The sequence below is a fragment of the Shewanella sp. HL-SH5 genome, assembly GCF_051163755.1.
Classification (GTDB): domain Bacteria; phylum Pseudomonadota; class Gammaproteobacteria; order Enterobacterales; family Shewanellaceae; genus Shewanella; species Shewanella glacialimarina.
Genome location: NZ_CP195038.1, coordinates 2,486,422 through 2,501,986 on the forward strand (window position 1 = coordinate 2,486,422; position 15,565 = coordinate 2,501,986).

Below are 15,565 nucleotides of genomic sequence, written 5' to 3' on the forward strand. Positions count from 1 at the left end.
TGAATGATTAGCGACCCGATTAACGAATTGGGTGAGCGTTTTCATCCAGTAATCGACGGGCAATAATCAACCGCATAATTTCGTTGGTACCCTCAAGAATTTGATGCACGCGCACATCACGGAAATGACGCTCTAACGGATATTCACGAATATAGCCATAACCACCATGAATTTGCAGCGCTGCATCACAAACCTGAAAACCAACATCAGTTGCAAAGCGTTTTGCCATTGCACAATAAGCACTTGATTCTGGGTCTTGCATGTCTAATTTAAACGCCGCTAATCGCACCATTTGGCGCGCAGCAACTAATTCTGTCGCCATATCAGCTAACTTAAATTGTAATGCTTGAAATGCCGCTAACGGTTTGCCAAATTGCTTACGCTCATTCATATATTGAGTTGCGCGATCAAGTGCAGATTGCGCCGTACCAATAGAACAAGTGGCAATATTGATGCGCCCGCCATCTAAGCCTTTCATCGCAAAGGTAAACCCTTGGCCTTCTTCACCTAAAAGATTAGTCACCGGGATGCGGACATTTTCAAAACTGATTTGTCTTGTTGGCTGTGCATTCCAGCCCATTTTATCTTCCGCTTTGCCGTAAGATACACCCGCAGCATCGGCCGGAATAACAACCGCTGAAATGCCTTTAGGGCCTGCTTCGCCAGTGCGGCACATCACCACTAATAGCTCGGTTTCACCCGCGCCAGAAATAAACACTTTTGAACCATTAATAATGTAATCATCACCATCGCGCACCGCTTTAGTTTGCAGTGATGCGGCATCACTGCCTGAACCCGGTTCAGTTAAACAATATGAGGCTAATAGCTGACCTGTAGTGAGCCCTTCTGACCATTGACTGCGGACAGTCTCAGATCCCCAAGTTGTCACCATCCAGGTGGCCATATTGTGAATAGTTAACATGGCGGTGGTTGCGGTGCAACCGTAAGATAGCTCTTCAAAGATAATTGAGGCATCTAAACGTGATAAGCCCATACCGCCTTCAGACTCTGGTGAATATAATGAGCAAAAGCCCAGTTCACCAGCTTTTTGAATCACGTCTTTAGGGAAGTGGTGCTCTTCATCCCATTTAGCCGCAAACGGAGTTAATTCATCGGCGGCAAATTGACGGGCAAGATCAGCAAATTGGCGTTGATCTTCATTTAAATTAAAATCCATTGAGGGACTCCTAATTTGTTATGTTTGATGACTCTTGGGTCATTTGTTGGCAGGCCAAAGGGAATTTAACCTGCCATTAGGTCTTGTTATTATCTTAAATCTAATCGAAATATAAGCTTATTTAAGATTAATACTCATATTTGGACCGCTAACGGCGTCGGTTTCAAACCAACGTGAAGTAATGGTTTTAGTTTCAGTATAGAAACGTACCGCTTGCTTACCGTATGCGTGTTGATCGCCGTAAAAACTGCCTTTCCAACCTGTGAATGAAAAGAAAGGTAAAGGCACTGGAATTGGCACGTTAATACCCACTTGGCCGACTTCTATTTCGTGTTGATATTTGCGTGCAGCGCCACCCGATGCGGTAAAGATTGAGGTGCCATTGCCGTATGGACTGTTATTTACCAGTTCAATAGCATCATCTAAATTGTCAGCTTCCATACAACATAAAACAGGGCCAAAGATTTCTTCTTTGTAAATGCTCATGTCTGTAGTGACTTTAGAAAACATGGTTGGGCCAACCCAGTTACCTGACTCATAGCCTTCAACGGTAAAGTCACTGCCATCTAGCAAGCATTCAGCCCCTTCTTGTTTGCCTTGTTCGATTAAGCTTAATACCCGTGTTTTAGCCGCAGGGCTAATCACTGGGCCATAGGCCGCATCAGCATCATTCCATAAACCTGGACGTACTTTGGCTAAAGCTTCTTTTAATTCTGGGATCCACTCTTTGGCTTTACCGACAAATATCGCCACTGAAATGGCCATACAGCGTTGACCTGCCGCGCCAACAGAAGCGCCAACTAAATTATTAATCACATGTTGTTTGCTTGCATCAGGCATGATCACGCAGTGATTCTTTGCCCCAGCAAACGCTTGCACACGTTTAAGGTTATCTGTACCTGTTTTGTAGATGTATTGACCTACCGCCACAGAGCCTACAAACGAAATTGCCTTGATGGCTGGATCACGCAGTAAAATATCAACCGCCACTTTATCACCATGAATAAGCTGTAATACGCCTTTTGGCGCACCCGCTTCAACAAATAACTCCACTAAACGTTGTGGTGTCATCGGGTCTTGTTCAGACGGTTTTAAAATAAAGGTGTTACCGCAGGCAATGGCTAATGGGAACATCCATAAAGGGATCATCGCAGGGAAGTTAAATGGCGTAATACCAGCACAGACGCCAAGCGGTTGGGTGTAGCTATAGGTATCAATATTGCGGGCAACGTTTTCAACGGTTTCGCCCATCATTAATGAGGCAACATTACAGGCGTGCTCTGCCACTTCAATACCGCGCCATACATCGCCTTTAGCATCTTCAAAGGTTTTACCGGTTTCTTGGGCTAGAATAGTCGCGATTTCATCGTGATGTTCTTTCAACAGGTGCTGGTAACGTAACATCACCCGAGCACGTTCTGATACTGGCACTTCTTTCCAGGTTTTAAACGCTTCTTTTGCACTGTGAATTGCTTGCTCAACTTCAGCAGGTGTCGCCGCGTTAATTTTAGCAATCACACCATTATTAATGGGGTTAGTGACATCGATATTTTGCGTGCCAGTACCCACTGTGAACTCGCCATCAATATAATGTTTTACTTGTATGGTCATAATATTTCCCTTTGAACCAGATTAAATCGGGGTAAGCATTAATGGCGATGATGTTGTATTTATCCCAATCACTTGGTATCGGGTTATTGCTCATTAATGCCTGTCTTGTTGAATGTTATGTTTTCTAAATCGTACTCAGCGTCAAGCGCTTTATACTTATACTTCAATCGCCATGGCCACGGCTTCACCGCCGCCAATACATAATGACGCTACACCACGATGTAATCCGCGTGCTTTTAATGCGTGAATTAGGGTCACTAGCAAACGCGCACCAGAACAACCAATAGGGTGACCTAGTGCACATGCTCCGCCATTAACATTGACTTTATTGGCGTCTAAACCAAGTTCAGAAATCGCTAACATAGTCACCATGGCAAATGCTTCGTTGATTTCGAATAAATCAACATCATCCTTAGTCCAATCTACTTTACCAAGCAATTTATTCATCGCACCTACTGGTGCGGTAGTGAACATGGCTGGCTCTTGTGAGTGTGTGGTATGGCCTTTGATAGTAGCTAAAACCGCTAAGCCTAAATTGGCGGCTTTTTCACGGGTCATCAGCAATAACACCGCGGCACCATCAGAAATTGAGCTAGAGTTTGCCGCCGTTATCGTACCGTCTTTGGTAAAGGCTGGACGTAAACTCGGAATTTTTTCAGGACGGGCATTACCCGGTTGTTCATCGGTATCAATAACAATATCGCCACGGCGATCGCTAACTGTTACCGGAGTGATTTCAGCTTTGAATGCACCTGAGTTAATCGCATTGTTGGCTTTTTCAAGTGACGCTAAAGCAAAGGCGTCCATTTGCTCGCGGGTTAAGCCAAAGTCATCTGCGGTTTTCTGAGCAAATGTGCCCATAGCGCCACCAGTGTAGGCATCTTCTAGGCCATCTAAAAACATATGGTCCATCACTTTGCCATGGCCCATACGCATGCCACTGCGCGCTTTATCAAGAAGGTACGGTGCCTGACTCATGCTTTCCATACCACCAGCAATAACCACTTCACTGCTACCCGCTTTAATTAAATCATGGGCTAACATGACGGTTTTCATTCCTGAGCCACAGACTTTGTTAATCGTAGTCGCACCAACTGAAAGCGGTAAACCTGCGCCTAATGTTGCTTGACGAGCTGGCGCCTGACCTAAACCTGCAGGTAATACACAACCCATTAGCACTTCATCAACACTGGCAGAAGCGATACCAGATTCGGCAATTAAACCTTGAATAGCGGCGGCCGCCAAGGCTGGGGATTTCACTGATGACAATGCACCTTGGAAGCCACCCATTGGGGTGCGCTTTGCTGCAACAATGACGATATCTTGAGCCTGATTGGCCATTCCAGCTTGCTGTGAACTCATAACTACTCCAATAAAAACTAATTATCACAAAAAAACATGACATCACTTTGACGTTTACGCGAACGTAAAGCAAGTAATAATTAGTCTAAGAAGTGGATGAATTTCGGTCCATGTGTCAGTGAAGATTTACACCAATAAATAGACGCTTAATCAAGAATAATTGAACCTAGCGTTATCACGGGGAGTTGAGAGAAAAATTAAACACTTTCAAGGTAAAGTTGAACTTGATTTCGACCTTGATTTTTAGCTTGATACATCGCCAAATCAGCTTTTTTAACCAAATCGGCAAAATGCTGCTCACTTGAATCATGGTCCCAATTTGAATAGGTGCTATTTGAGGCAACAGCAACACCCAAACTAATAGTAAACCCAACGGTAACGCCACTAAACTTGAAAGGCTGTTCAGCTATCACGTTCCTTAAACGCTCAGCAATTTGCATGGCTTCATTGGTATCAACATTGGGCAGAATGCATAAAAACTCTTCACCGCCTATCCTGCCAATAATATCGGTTTGCTTAATATAACTTTGACTACGACCTACTGCGGCAGCTATCGCTTTATCACCAATGTCATGACCAAATTGATCATTTATTTTTTTAAAGTGGTCAATATCAAACATTATTAATGCTAAAGATTGATGGTGTTCTTGGCATTGTTGTAAACGTTTTTGTCCTTCTTGGAAGGTAAACCTGCGATTCGCGATACCGGTTAAAAAATCTGTTTGTGCACGTCGAATAAATTGTCTTCTCGAATAAATTAAGAAAATCACCAAGACAGCTAAACTTGCGGCAATGACGATAAAGATAAACATAGATAACTTGGTTATTCTTTGCTTATCTATTTGACTGTTTAAGTTTAATTGATTTATCGACAACTCTTTTTCAAGCAATTGATTCTCATATTGAGTCATTTTAACATTATGATTGAGAGAAGCTAACACCACATCATTGGAAACGGCCTGTTCGATATGATTTTTTTCAACAGCTATTGCAGAAAATAAATACTCTAACGCAGTAAAATAATCGCCTTCAGAAGAGTAGTATATCGATCTAACTTGCTCAATTAAGGTTGCTGATTGGCCATTAAGACCATCTGAATTAAGAAACCGCTCTGCTGTTTGCCCTGCCGATGCAATATCTTGATAATGAAATAAGCTTAGTGCCAATAAGCCTAAGTTTTCAGTGACAAATAAAGCTTCCTCGGTTTCTGTTGAAGCATCATTGGCCATTTCAAATGATTGAATTGCAGATGAATATTCTTGTCGCCCAAGGTGGTAACGACCTTGATTGAAGTAATAGAAAAATGGCAGGTCTTTATTATTTTTCATTTGCACCATTAACGCTGACATTTGCTTGAGGTAATCGTCGGCACGTTTCCATTTAGTCAGCATAATCGCTTCGCCAACTAGATTGTGTAACATGTTAAACATACTCTTTTTATCATCCGCTTGCTGCCAATGATTGAATGCCTGTTGAAAGTATTCTTCCGCTTGCCTGTGCAGGTGATTATCACGATAAACCGCGGCAGTCGCATTAAAAATCATTGCCAATTTATCGGGCGCTAATTGATATTTTTTGGCAATATCTAAGGCTTCGGATAAGTGCAAAAGGCCAATATCAAAATTATCTGCTTGGTTAAAGCAATAGGCTGTTTGCGCTAATGCATGGACTAATAGGTCTTGATCTGATTGTTTCCGGGCTAATTTGACTGCGTTAATTCGATCAGGACAATACTGTTTATAATCGTTGGTCTGCAAGGACACTATAAGAGAACGAGCCAGATAGGCTTTAACCAACAGAGAGGGTTTAGGGGTGACTAACAGTAAATCTATGGCTTGTGAATAACTGTCAAAAGCCTTATCAAGTTGCTTATTTTGCTGTTGCGCTGCGGCAAGGTGAAATAATAACTGGGCTTTGTCTTCAGCTGAGCCATGGCTAATAAGCGACAGTTGTTGAGTAATATAGTCAATTTTTTGGGCTGGTACATCAATGCGAGTTAAATCTTGTTCAATTAAGCTTAAATCAGGTGAATTTGCCGCAATACTTATTGACCCATATAGGTAAGCCAATAACGCTATGCCTTTAAAGACAGCACAGTAACGTACAAACTGGCGAGTTATAATTGCCGCTAAATTGAACATAGCCTTAAATTCATCTCAAAAGATCAACCGTATCTCTAACATAGCGCTAATTTAAATCAATTGGAAACACCTATTTAGACATTATCAGCAATTATTTTTTAGCCCTATTCAATAGCGATTACCCTTTAGCTTGCTTACTTTCCCACGGTGTCATCTTGCTCATGTCCGATAGGTCATATGGCGTTAACTGGTAAACATAATAGTTAAGCCAATTACTGACCAGCAAACTGCCATGGCTGTGCCAACGTGCTATTTGATCCTGGCTTGGGTCATCGTTACGATAATAGTTTAAGGGAACATTTGGATTCAAGCCTTGGGCTAAATCACGTTGATATTCATCGTTCAAAGTGCCTTTTTGGTATTCAGGGTGTCCCATAACGAATAGATTTCGGCTATCACGGCTTAAAACGATATAGGCACCAGCTTCAGCTGACTCAGCTAAAATTTCAACGTCATTATTGCGGCGAATGTCTTCAATGTTAATTTCGGCAAAACGCGAATGCGGTGCATAAAATTCATCATCAAAACCACGTAGTAAAGGATGTGGTTCAGTTGCCCTAACATGATTAAACACACCCGAGCGTTTTTGGTCTAATAAGCCACGGTTTATGCCATATAAGTGAAATAATCCCGCATGTGCCGCCCAACACAAAAACAATACCGAGGTCACATGCTTTTGGGACCAATCGATAATTTCTTTAATGTGATCCCAGTAGACAACATCTTCAAAGTCAATTTGTCCTAAAGGTGCACCAGTAATGATAAGCCCATCATAATTATTGTGTCTGACATCTTCAAAGTCGCGATAAAAGGTATTCATGTGGTCGACAGAGGTATGTTTAGACTCTTTATCATGAATACGCAGCAAATCGACACCCACCTGTAATGGCGTATTACCCAGTAAACGAAGCAGTTGGGTTTCTGTCTCAATTTTATTGGGCATCAAATTCAAGATAAGCACCCGCATAGGACGAATGTCCTGATTTGCTGCGCGAGTTTCTGACATCACAAAGATATTCTCTGACTCTAAAATACCTGCTGCGGGTAAATCATCTGGAATTCGAACCGGCATACTACATCCCTTACCTAATTATTAATCGACAAATACCGCTAAAATTATCGCTTTACCAGATCAACAACCACTGTTAATGGTTGTGGATTATTGATATCTACGGGATAAGATTGCGTATTAATAAACCACAATTCATCGGCAACAGTGATCCGTGCACTGATGGCATAACGATGACCTGTTTTAAAAGCATCCACTGGTACTAAAAACTCGAAAGGCGTGACACCTGTTACCGGGCTAATTTCATATTCCGCTAAAATTTCAGCCTTAACATCTTGCAATGACACGTCCTGTAATTGGATTTGGATCACAGAATCAGCAGGTAGTGCAATGCGTTGTTTATATAACACTTCACCTACTATTTGGCTATTTTGAGGCGAGGTTTGGCACCCTGATATAGCCGCAATCATCGCTATAACGCACATTATCTGTTTAATCATGACTCACCTGCTTTTATTAAGTGACGTCGCATTATAATACATCAAGACGTCTAGAAGTCTACACTTCCGATATTGAAAAATTTTCGTGCTTGTTATCCATGGAGGTTATTTCTATCATAAACCTATCTTTAGGAAATTGAGCGCCAATTCCCCCCATGACCACCATCGCAACCGCTATGATTATTGGTGCTAGCTCGCAGCTAAGTAAAGAATTAGCCCGCCAGCTTGCTACTCAAAAGGTAAAATTGTTGTTATTTGTGCAACAACCAGAGCTGTTAACCGAATTTGCTAAAACACTGCCAGTGTCAGTAGAGGTCTTACCACTTTCGATTGCCGAGCCGGCAAAGCTAATAGAGCAAATAACCACAGCATGGCAACAGGAAAATGGCGCCCATTTGGTGATAGTCAATACCGGCATGAATGGTTACGATGCCACCCTTCCCTGGCAATTAGAACAAGATATTATTGACGTGAATGTAAAAGGCTTTGCCGCTATTTGCCACTGTGTATTCAAATTGATGACCGAACAAGGTTACGGTCAGTTGGCAGCGATTAACTCAATAGCAGGGCAGCGAGGCGGGCCAAGCATGGCTTACCATGCGTCTAAAGCCTTTGCCGCTAATTATTTTGAAGGCTTAAGCATGCATGCGCAGCGTTTAAAGCTACCTATTACCATTAGTGACATTCAATTAGGCTTGTTAGATAAAGCAGCATTGCAACAAAATCAGTTTTTATTAGCCCCTTTAGATAAAGTCGCTAAACAAATTTTGATCGCTTTGCAAAAGGGAAAACGCCGGGTATATGTGACCAAACGTTGGCGTTTTGTTGCTTGGTTAAATCGCTTATTACCCGAGTATATTTATAATACTCGTCATTGGAAGCCGAAAAAAAACCAGCGTAAATAACACCATCACGCTAAACGAAAATAGGAGCCATTTGGCTCCTATCTTTATACAGCTTGATTACGTGTTATTAGAACTTGTAACCAACGCTAACCATATAAACCCATGGGTTAATGTCGGTATCAACTGAAAGCGCTGCGCCACCAGCAGTGAAGTTTACATCGGTTGATATATCTGCATACCAGATAGAAGCATTAACTAACCATTCTTTATTGATATTGTAGTCTAAACCTACTTGTGCTGCTAAGCCCCAAGAATTGGTTAAACTCAAGTTATCTAGGCCTAAATCTTTTGCTTCTTGAGTAAAGTCATTATCAAAGAAATTAGTGAAGTTAACACCTACGCCAACATAAGGACGTAATTTAGATTGAGCATCACCAAAATAGTACTGTGCTACTAAGGTTGGTGGTAAATGCTTAGTTTCAGCAATCTTACCTAAAGCCCCTAATGATACTTCATGACTAAATGGTGTTGCCGCTAGTAATTCAACGCCCCAGTTGTCAGTTAGCATATAACCAAAGTTCAAACCGATTTGCATGTTGTTATCAACACCAAACTCAGCCACATCAGCAACAACTGGGCTAGACTCATTTGGAGCAACCACAACCGCACCCGCTCTGAAAATAAAATCCCCTGCTTGATGAGCAACTGCTACAGAAGAAACACCGGCAGATAATAAACCTGCTGCAACTAAACCTAGGGCCATTTTTTTATTCATCTTCATACTCCATTAGGGTAACAACTAGATGTTTTACACTACATCCTTAACATTTGCCGTCACTCTGCCAGAATTATTTATTAACATCATTGATTTAGATCAATGATTCTAGCTACACATTTAGGGGTATAGCTAAATGATAAATATCCTTGATTTAGATCACAGTTAATTAGCTACACACACCTTTAATTCCTATGTAAATAAACATGTCGCGGCGTCAATAAATAAGCTTGATGTCCGAGTTAAAATCATCCTTGTAATAAATATTCTTCGGCTTTTTCAATACTGCGAGGTTTACCCACCAGCATTAAAATATCATTACGACGAAATACCCAGTCATCTGGTGCGGGCTCAATTTCAGAGCCTTTCCTGCGCACGGCTCGAAGCTCAACTTCCAATTGATGCCAAGGAATGTCCGCGACTTTTTTACCGACACTGCTGGCGCTGGTACTTAACGACACGGCATGCAATAAGTCCAAAGTAAAATCGGTTTCAGTACCAGAAAAGAATCCATGCAGGTACTGGTAATGATTACGTCTTTCAGATTCAAGCCGCTTAATAATACGCGGTAAAGGTACTCCGCACTTATAGAGCACTTGCGACACTAACATCAGACTACCTTCAAGCGACTCAGGTATAACCTGTGTTGCTCCAGCCTCTTTAAGCTCTTTTAGATTAGAATCATCTCGGGTGCGGATAAGTATTTTAGCATCAGGGGCTAATTTTCGACTTACCGCTAACGCCTCCTCTGCTTGACGCTCTTCGGTGAACGTCACTACCACCATACTGGCCTGGCGGATCCCAATTCGCTTTAAAATGCCCATTTTACAGGCATCGCCAAAATAAACCGGCTCACCCGCTGCTCGAGACTCTGTAACACGGATAGGATCAAGGTCTAACACAATGTAATTAATCGCTTCGGTTTTTAAGAAACGTGCGATGGTTTGCCCTACACGGCCGTAGCCTAAAATCACCACAAAGTCATCATCATCGCCGCCAGGTAAAGTAATGGTTTGCGACTCCATGCTTTTAGATGGTTTTCCGCCCTTAAACTTCTTGGCAATATCGACACTGTGACGGATTAACCAGGGGGCGAATGACATTGAAATAACGGCTACTGCAACTAATACGGTGCTAACTTCAGTGTCTAATAACTGATAGTTAACAGCCAAGGCCAACAACACAAAACTAAACTCACCGACTTGCCCCAAACTGATGGCTGTGCTTAATGCCACTTTGGCGTGTTCACCCGCCAGCTTTAACAAGCCATAGACGATTATTATTTTAAGTGCGACAACGGCAATCAAGATGGTCAATATTTGCCACCAATATTGCATCACCAAATTAAAGTCCAGCATCATCCCTATTGAGATAAAAAATAGCCCCATCAGCAAATCTCTAAATGGGCGAATATCGGCTTCTAACTGGCGACGATACTGGCTTTCTCCAAGTAGCATACCGGCAATAAATGCCCCTAATGCCATCGATAACCCTACCCACTGGGTAAATGCCCCCGTCAATAAGGCAACAACTAAGGTCGACAACACAAATAACTCATTTGAACGTGAGCGAGCGACTTCATCAAAAATACGCGGCAAGACCCACTTACCAAATGACATTAATCCCAAGAAGGCCAAAATACCGGTCAGCAGAGCATACGCAATGCTATTTAAACTCATCTGGCTGCCATCATTTGCCAGTAAGGGCAATAAAATTAACATGGGTACTACGGCTAAATCTTGAAATAGCAAAACACTGACCGACAACTCGCCGTGGCGTCGTCTTAGCCAGCCTTGCTCGTTCATTAGTTTCAGTACAATGGCGGTAGAAGATAATGCGATAGCCGAGCCAATCACTACGGCAGCAACCAAATTCTGACCTAATAGGTAAGCCACACCACCGGCTATAAAAGCGGTGACAATAACTTGCGCACTGCCTAAGCCAAATACAGTACGGCGCATTGACCATAAACGCGGAACAGAAAACTCAAGGCCTAAGGTAAACATCAGCAGCACCACGCCAAGCTCGGCAACATAATGCATTTCATGTTGAGTAAACCAGTGAAAACCACTAGGTCCGCTGATCACACCCGTCAAAAGATAAGCAAGAATAGCTGGCAGTCCTACACGCCCTAAAATAGCAATCGTCGCAATGGCGATGACTAGCATGAACAAAATATGAATAAACATATTGTTTTCCATAGGCAAAAAACTCCTTGTCAAGAAACTGTCGAAAAGCGTTACATCTTGTTTATCAGAATGACAACTAAATTACAAACACTTAAAAAACATAGGAAAATCACTTTAGGCATACAACTTGCTTAATACCTGTATCACAGTGTAACGTTTTGGAGTAACCCTATGGACTTTGCTATTGCAACCGAACTTTTCCCAGAAGAATATGGGTATAGGTCAAACACCTATCTACGAATGGAGCCTGAACTTGATCTAGTCCAAGTCATCCAGCAATTACATGCAAGTTTAGATCCTCGGACAGTATTTGCCTGTTATGGCAAAATTGTCGGTCAACATTTGCCGATAAAAGCCCTGCAACTGTTCACTGCAGATCAAAAGTTTACCTGGGGACGTCACAATGGTATTGAGTTAGTGCGTCATATCAAAACTGAATCTGACACGCTAAAGATACATTACTATCTTTCTGTGCCGCTCAGCCCAATACAGATGAAACTACTTAACCATATTGAAGCATTAACTCTGCAGCCATTTAGTAATGCACTTAAGTATCAACAGGTATCTAACCAGGCTATGTTTGATGCATTAACAGGACTTGGTAATCGTTATTACTTTAGAAAATCGATGCATAAAAGCATTGCCAGAGCGCAGCGTAAACAAGGCCATGTGTCGTTAATCGTATTAGATTTAGATAAATTTAAACAACTTAATGACCAATTTGGTCATACTGTTGGCGATAAGGTACTCACAGGCTTTGCCGCACTAATTAATGATGCCATACGAGATACCGATCAGGCATTTCGCATTGGTGGCGATGAATTTGTCGTTATCACCGAAGGTGGATCACCCGCTGCAAGCTTAGTATGCCAACGCATTATTGATAACTTACCTCTGCACCCAGAGTTAATGGAATATAATGTTAAGTGTAGCTTAGGTATAGCTCAATCGCGTGCTAAAGAAGATTTGACAACACTTTATGAGCGCGCCGATAAAGCCATGTACAGTGCAAAAGCGGCCGGTAGAAACTGTTTTAGAATTTGTGCTGACACGCAATAGCTAGCATAAAAATCATCACAATGACCACAGCCTTACTCCTCTGTGGTCATTGTTGAGATTATCAGTCACATATTGACTTTGGTATCGGTATTACAACCCTCTAAGCTGAATACGCCTTAAAAATTCTGTCATTACTCTATCGTAAACTAAATCCCCCAAAAACAAATCCTCTACCCCATGATCAATGCTCGGATTATCGTTAACTTCAATCACAAATGCTTTACCGTCAATTTCTTTTAAATCGACACCGTATAAACCTGCACCAATTAAATTAGCTGCCTTACTGGCCGCATCAATCACCTGCTGCGGCACCATCTTTAAGTCTACACAATCAAAGTCACCACTGCTGACTCGGCCGCTTTGATGATGTTGATAAATTTGCCAGTGACCGCGACTCATAAAATAGCGACAAGCATAAATAGGCTGACGATTTAACATGCCAATACGCCAGTCATAATCTGTTGGCATAAAGGCTTGGGCTAAAATAAGCGCACTGTGTTCAAAAATTTTATTCGCTTGTTCAATCAAGGTTTCTCTGTCTTTAACTTTTAGTACTCCAAGCGAAAAAGCCCCATCAGGCACTTTAAGCACCGCGGGCAAACCTATGGTTTCAATAACATTATCGACCCAGTTTTCATCAGACTTTTTAAAGATTAAACTTTTAGGAACCGGCACTTTATGTCGATTCAATAGCTCAGTTAAAAACACCTTATTGGTACATTTCATAATGGATTCAGGGTCGTCCATTACCACTAACCCTAACTGCTCTGCCGCTTTGGCAAATCGGTAAGTGAAGTTACTAATATTAGTGGTTGAGCGAATGAATAAACCATCAAACTCACTCAGCCGAGCTAAATCGCGGGAGCCAATTTGCACTAAATCCATACCGATACGGTTGGCTGATTTAGTAAATAATTTAAGCGCGGCCTTATCTGATGGAGGCATTTTTTCGTCTTCATCCACCAACATAGCAATTTCATAGCGATATCGCTTAGCCGCTTTAGGTAACTTCCATACCTTTTGCGAAAACACTTCTAAGTACTTAGCAAATAAATCCTGTTCAACGTCAGTTAAGTTTTGAAAGGCCGCTGGTTCAATAGTATCCACTTGCCATTTATCTGACTGTTTAGATAAGCGCACTTCTAGGATAGGTACCGTGAATCGTTCAAAAATTTTACGGGCGATTTTTTCTAATGCAGGGTTGTCACAATAACCGAAAAAGATTTTCATCGAGATATCATTAACGGTAGCGGCTAATTTATCTAATCCGGACTGAGGCAGGCTAAAAAATCGGTCTTGGGACAAATCATTAATGGTCATAACCCGAGGTATCACCCTGTGCCCACGCGCTTCAGCCATTAACGAACAATAATATCCGGTGCTTAAATAATCATAACTACGGCACAAGTTAATCACTTGCATAGCACCTTTATCTGAGTAGGCGCCCATATTTAAATAATCGTGAACAGTGACCATGTTGTCACTTGGAAGATAAGGACGCCAATCACTTGCGTCATCGGTAACAATTAAAAACTGAGCCATAAATATCTATTGCCTCTTGTGTGGTTTAGCGCGTAAATTAAGTCACTATCGTGTTTACCAATCCGAGCCTATTCATGCTGCTGCGTCAAGCTATTCTAAGCGACCTCCCCCAACTCAATACCCTTGAAACGAATGCGTTTAGTGGCGACAAAATCAGTTCTCGGCAGATGAAACGCTTTATTAATTCACCATTAGACTGCTTATTAGTCGCCGAAATCGACGGTATCATCGCCGCTTATGCATTGGTGCTTTTTCATCGTGGTACTCGCCTAGCAAGGCTGTATTCAATTGCCGTAGCGGCTGAATTTAGAGGCCGTAACATTGCCTTTGAACTTGTTACCCGCTGCGAGCAAACGGTGGTCGAACGTGGCTTCATTACATTACGCCTAGAAGTAAGAAACGACAATATCGCCGCCAAAAATCTTTATTTAAAAATGGGTTATAAGGTACTTAAAACCTTAGTCCATTATTACGATGATTTGGCCGACGGCGTGCGCATGCACAAACGCCTAGACCCACCAGGGCCAAGTAAAGTCATCAAGATGCCTTTGTACGTGCAAACCACTCCTTTTACCTGTGGTGCCGCCTGCCTAATGATGGCCATGAGCGCCGTAAATCAGCGTTACCAACCTAGCCGCATTGATGAGTTAAGCATTTGGCGTGAAGCCACCACTATTTTTATGACCAGCGGCCATGGGGGTTGCAGTGTGCATGGTTTGGCTTTAGCAGGGGTAAAACGCGGGTTACAGCTTGAGGTTTACAGCCAATCCACTTCAGTGCCTTTTATTGACAGCGTACGTGACAGCAATAAAAAAGAAGTGATAACCCTAGTGCACAATGAATTTTGCCAGCAACTGACCAGCCAGGGCATTCAAATGCACAATGCATCGCCAAGTTTGGCTCAGCTTCGAGACTGGATAGATAACGGCTATGCGGTCTTACTGATGATCAGCACTTATCGCTTTAATGGCGAAAAAGGCCCACATTGGGTCATTCTAAGTGGGTATAACGAGCAGTTCATGTTTATTCACGACCCGTATGTTGTCGCTCAAAAAGATGCGATTAATGCCGCTTATGTGCCGATAAGCCAATCTGAGTTGGCGCAGGTAATGCAATATGGCAAACAGAAATTAGTGTCTTGTCTAGTAGTTAAATTGGCGTTGGCTTAATCGTAAAGTTTTTTATGGCCTACCGTCACAGCAGGCTTTTTCAAACTTCGTTTGAATTGTGAACTCAAGGTTCCAGCTTCATCAGACTAAATTTACTGCCGTTCAGGTAGTGTTGTTGACTTGGGATCCAGCTTCATTTCACGTCATTCCGGTAATGCTGTTGAGCCGGGATCCAGCTGTTTCTTT

Annotated in this window: 12 protein-coding genes; 3 read left to right on the forward strand and 9 right to left on the reverse strand. The window is 42.2% G+C overall.

What is annotated here, in order from left to right; genetic code table 11:
- Nucleotides 1-19: 19 nt before the first annotated feature.
- From ACRWQM_RS10875 to ACRWQM_RS10900, 6 genes are all read right to left on the reverse strand, one after another.
- On the reverse strand, nt 20-1,177 hold the full coding sequence (locus tag ACRWQM_RS10875; RefSeq protein ID WP_226410270.1) for an acyl-CoA dehydrogenase family protein: 1,158 nt from the start codon (nt 1,175-1,177) through the stop codon (nt 20-22).
- A gap of 117 nt (nt 1,178-1,294) precedes the next feature.
- The gene (locus tag ACRWQM_RS10880; RefSeq protein WP_434930004.1) at nt 1,295-2,788 is read right to left on the reverse strand and encodes a CoA-acylating methylmalonate-semialdehyde dehydrogenase; all 1,494 of its coding nucleotides are present in this window, start codon (nt 2,786-2,788) and stop codon (nt 1,295-1,297) included.
- Nucleotides 2,789-2,944: 156 nt separating this feature from the next.
- On the reverse strand, nt 2,945-4,129 hold the full coding sequence (locus ACRWQM_RS10885) for a thiolase family protein (protein ID WP_434932023.1): 1,185 nt from the start codon (nt 4,127-4,129) through the stop codon (nt 2,945-2,947).
- A gap of 218 nt (nt 4,130-4,347) precedes the next feature.
- Nucleotides 4,348-6,291: a tetratricopeptide repeat-containing diguanylate cyclase gene (locus tag ACRWQM_RS10890; RefSeq protein WP_434930005.1), complete on the reverse strand. Its 1,944-nt coding sequence runs from the start codon at nt 6,289-6,291 to the stop codon at nt 4,348-4,350.
- 118 nt (nt 6,292-6,409) lie between these two features.
- Nucleotides 6,410-7,363 carry a homoserine O-succinyltransferase MetA gene (gene metA / locus ACRWQM_RS10895; protein ID WP_434930006.1) on the reverse strand — a complete coding sequence of 318 codons (954 nt, stop codon included), beginning with the start codon at nt 7,361-7,363 and terminating at the stop codon, nt 6,410-6,412.
- 44 nt (nt 7,364-7,407) lie between these two features.
- Entirely contained in the window at nt 7,408-7,800 is a 393-nt protein-coding gene (locus tag ACRWQM_RS10900) for a YbaY family lipoprotein (RefSeq protein WP_434925838.1), read from the reverse strand.
- Between the two features lie 155 nt (nt 7,801-7,955).
- On the opposite strand from ACRWQM_RS10900, the gene ACRWQM_RS10905 reads away from it, so the two are divergent.
- Nucleotides 7,956-8,705 carry an SDR family NAD(P)-dependent oxidoreductase gene (locus tag ACRWQM_RS10905; RefSeq protein WP_434930007.1) on the forward strand — a complete coding sequence of 250 codons (750 nt, stop codon included), beginning with the start codon at nt 7,956-7,958 and terminating at the stop codon, nt 8,703-8,705.
- Nucleotides 8,706-8,772: 67 nt separating this feature from the next.
- Here the strand turns inward: ACRWQM_RS10905 and ompW are convergent, their stop codons facing one another.
- Together ompW and ACRWQM_RS10915 are read right to left on the reverse strand one after the other, a co-directional pair.
- Nucleotides 8,773-9,420, reverse strand: coding sequence for an outer membrane protein OmpW (gene ompW, locus ACRWQM_RS10910; RefSeq protein ID WP_434930008.1), 648 nt, complete (start codon nt 9,418-9,420; stop codon nt 8,773-8,775).
- A gap of 248 nt (nt 9,421-9,668) precedes the next feature.
- The gene (locus ACRWQM_RS10915; protein ID WP_434930009.1) at nt 9,669-11,621 is read right to left on the reverse strand and encodes a monovalent cation:proton antiporter-2 (CPA2) family protein; all 1,953 of its coding nucleotides are present in this window, start codon (nt 11,619-11,621) and stop codon (nt 9,669-9,671) included.
- 159 nt (nt 11,622-11,780) lie between these two features.
- Here ACRWQM_RS10915 and dgcS point away from each other — a divergent pair, with 159 nt between their 5' ends.
- Complete coding sequence (dgcS, locus tag ACRWQM_RS10920; RefSeq protein WP_226410279.1) at nt 11,781-12,668, forward strand: diguanylate cyclase DgcS; 888 nt, start codon at nt 11,781-11,783, stop codon at nt 12,666-12,668.
- Nucleotides 12,669-12,758: 90 nt separating this feature from the next.
- Here the strand turns inward: dgcS and ACRWQM_RS10925 are convergent, their stop codons facing one another.
- Complete coding sequence (locus tag ACRWQM_RS10925; RefSeq protein ID WP_226410280.1) at nt 12,759-14,210, reverse strand: RimK family protein; 1,452 nt, start codon at nt 14,208-14,210, stop codon at nt 12,759-12,761.
- Nucleotides 14,211-14,284: 74 nt separating this feature from the next.
- On the opposite strand from ACRWQM_RS10925, the gene ACRWQM_RS10930 reads away from it, so the two are divergent.
- Nucleotides 14,285-15,379, forward strand: coding sequence for a peptidase C39 family protein (locus ACRWQM_RS10930; RefSeq protein ID WP_434930011.1), 1,095 nt, complete (start codon nt 14,285-14,287; stop codon nt 15,377-15,379).
- Nucleotides 15,380-15,565: the final 186 nt, after the last annotated feature.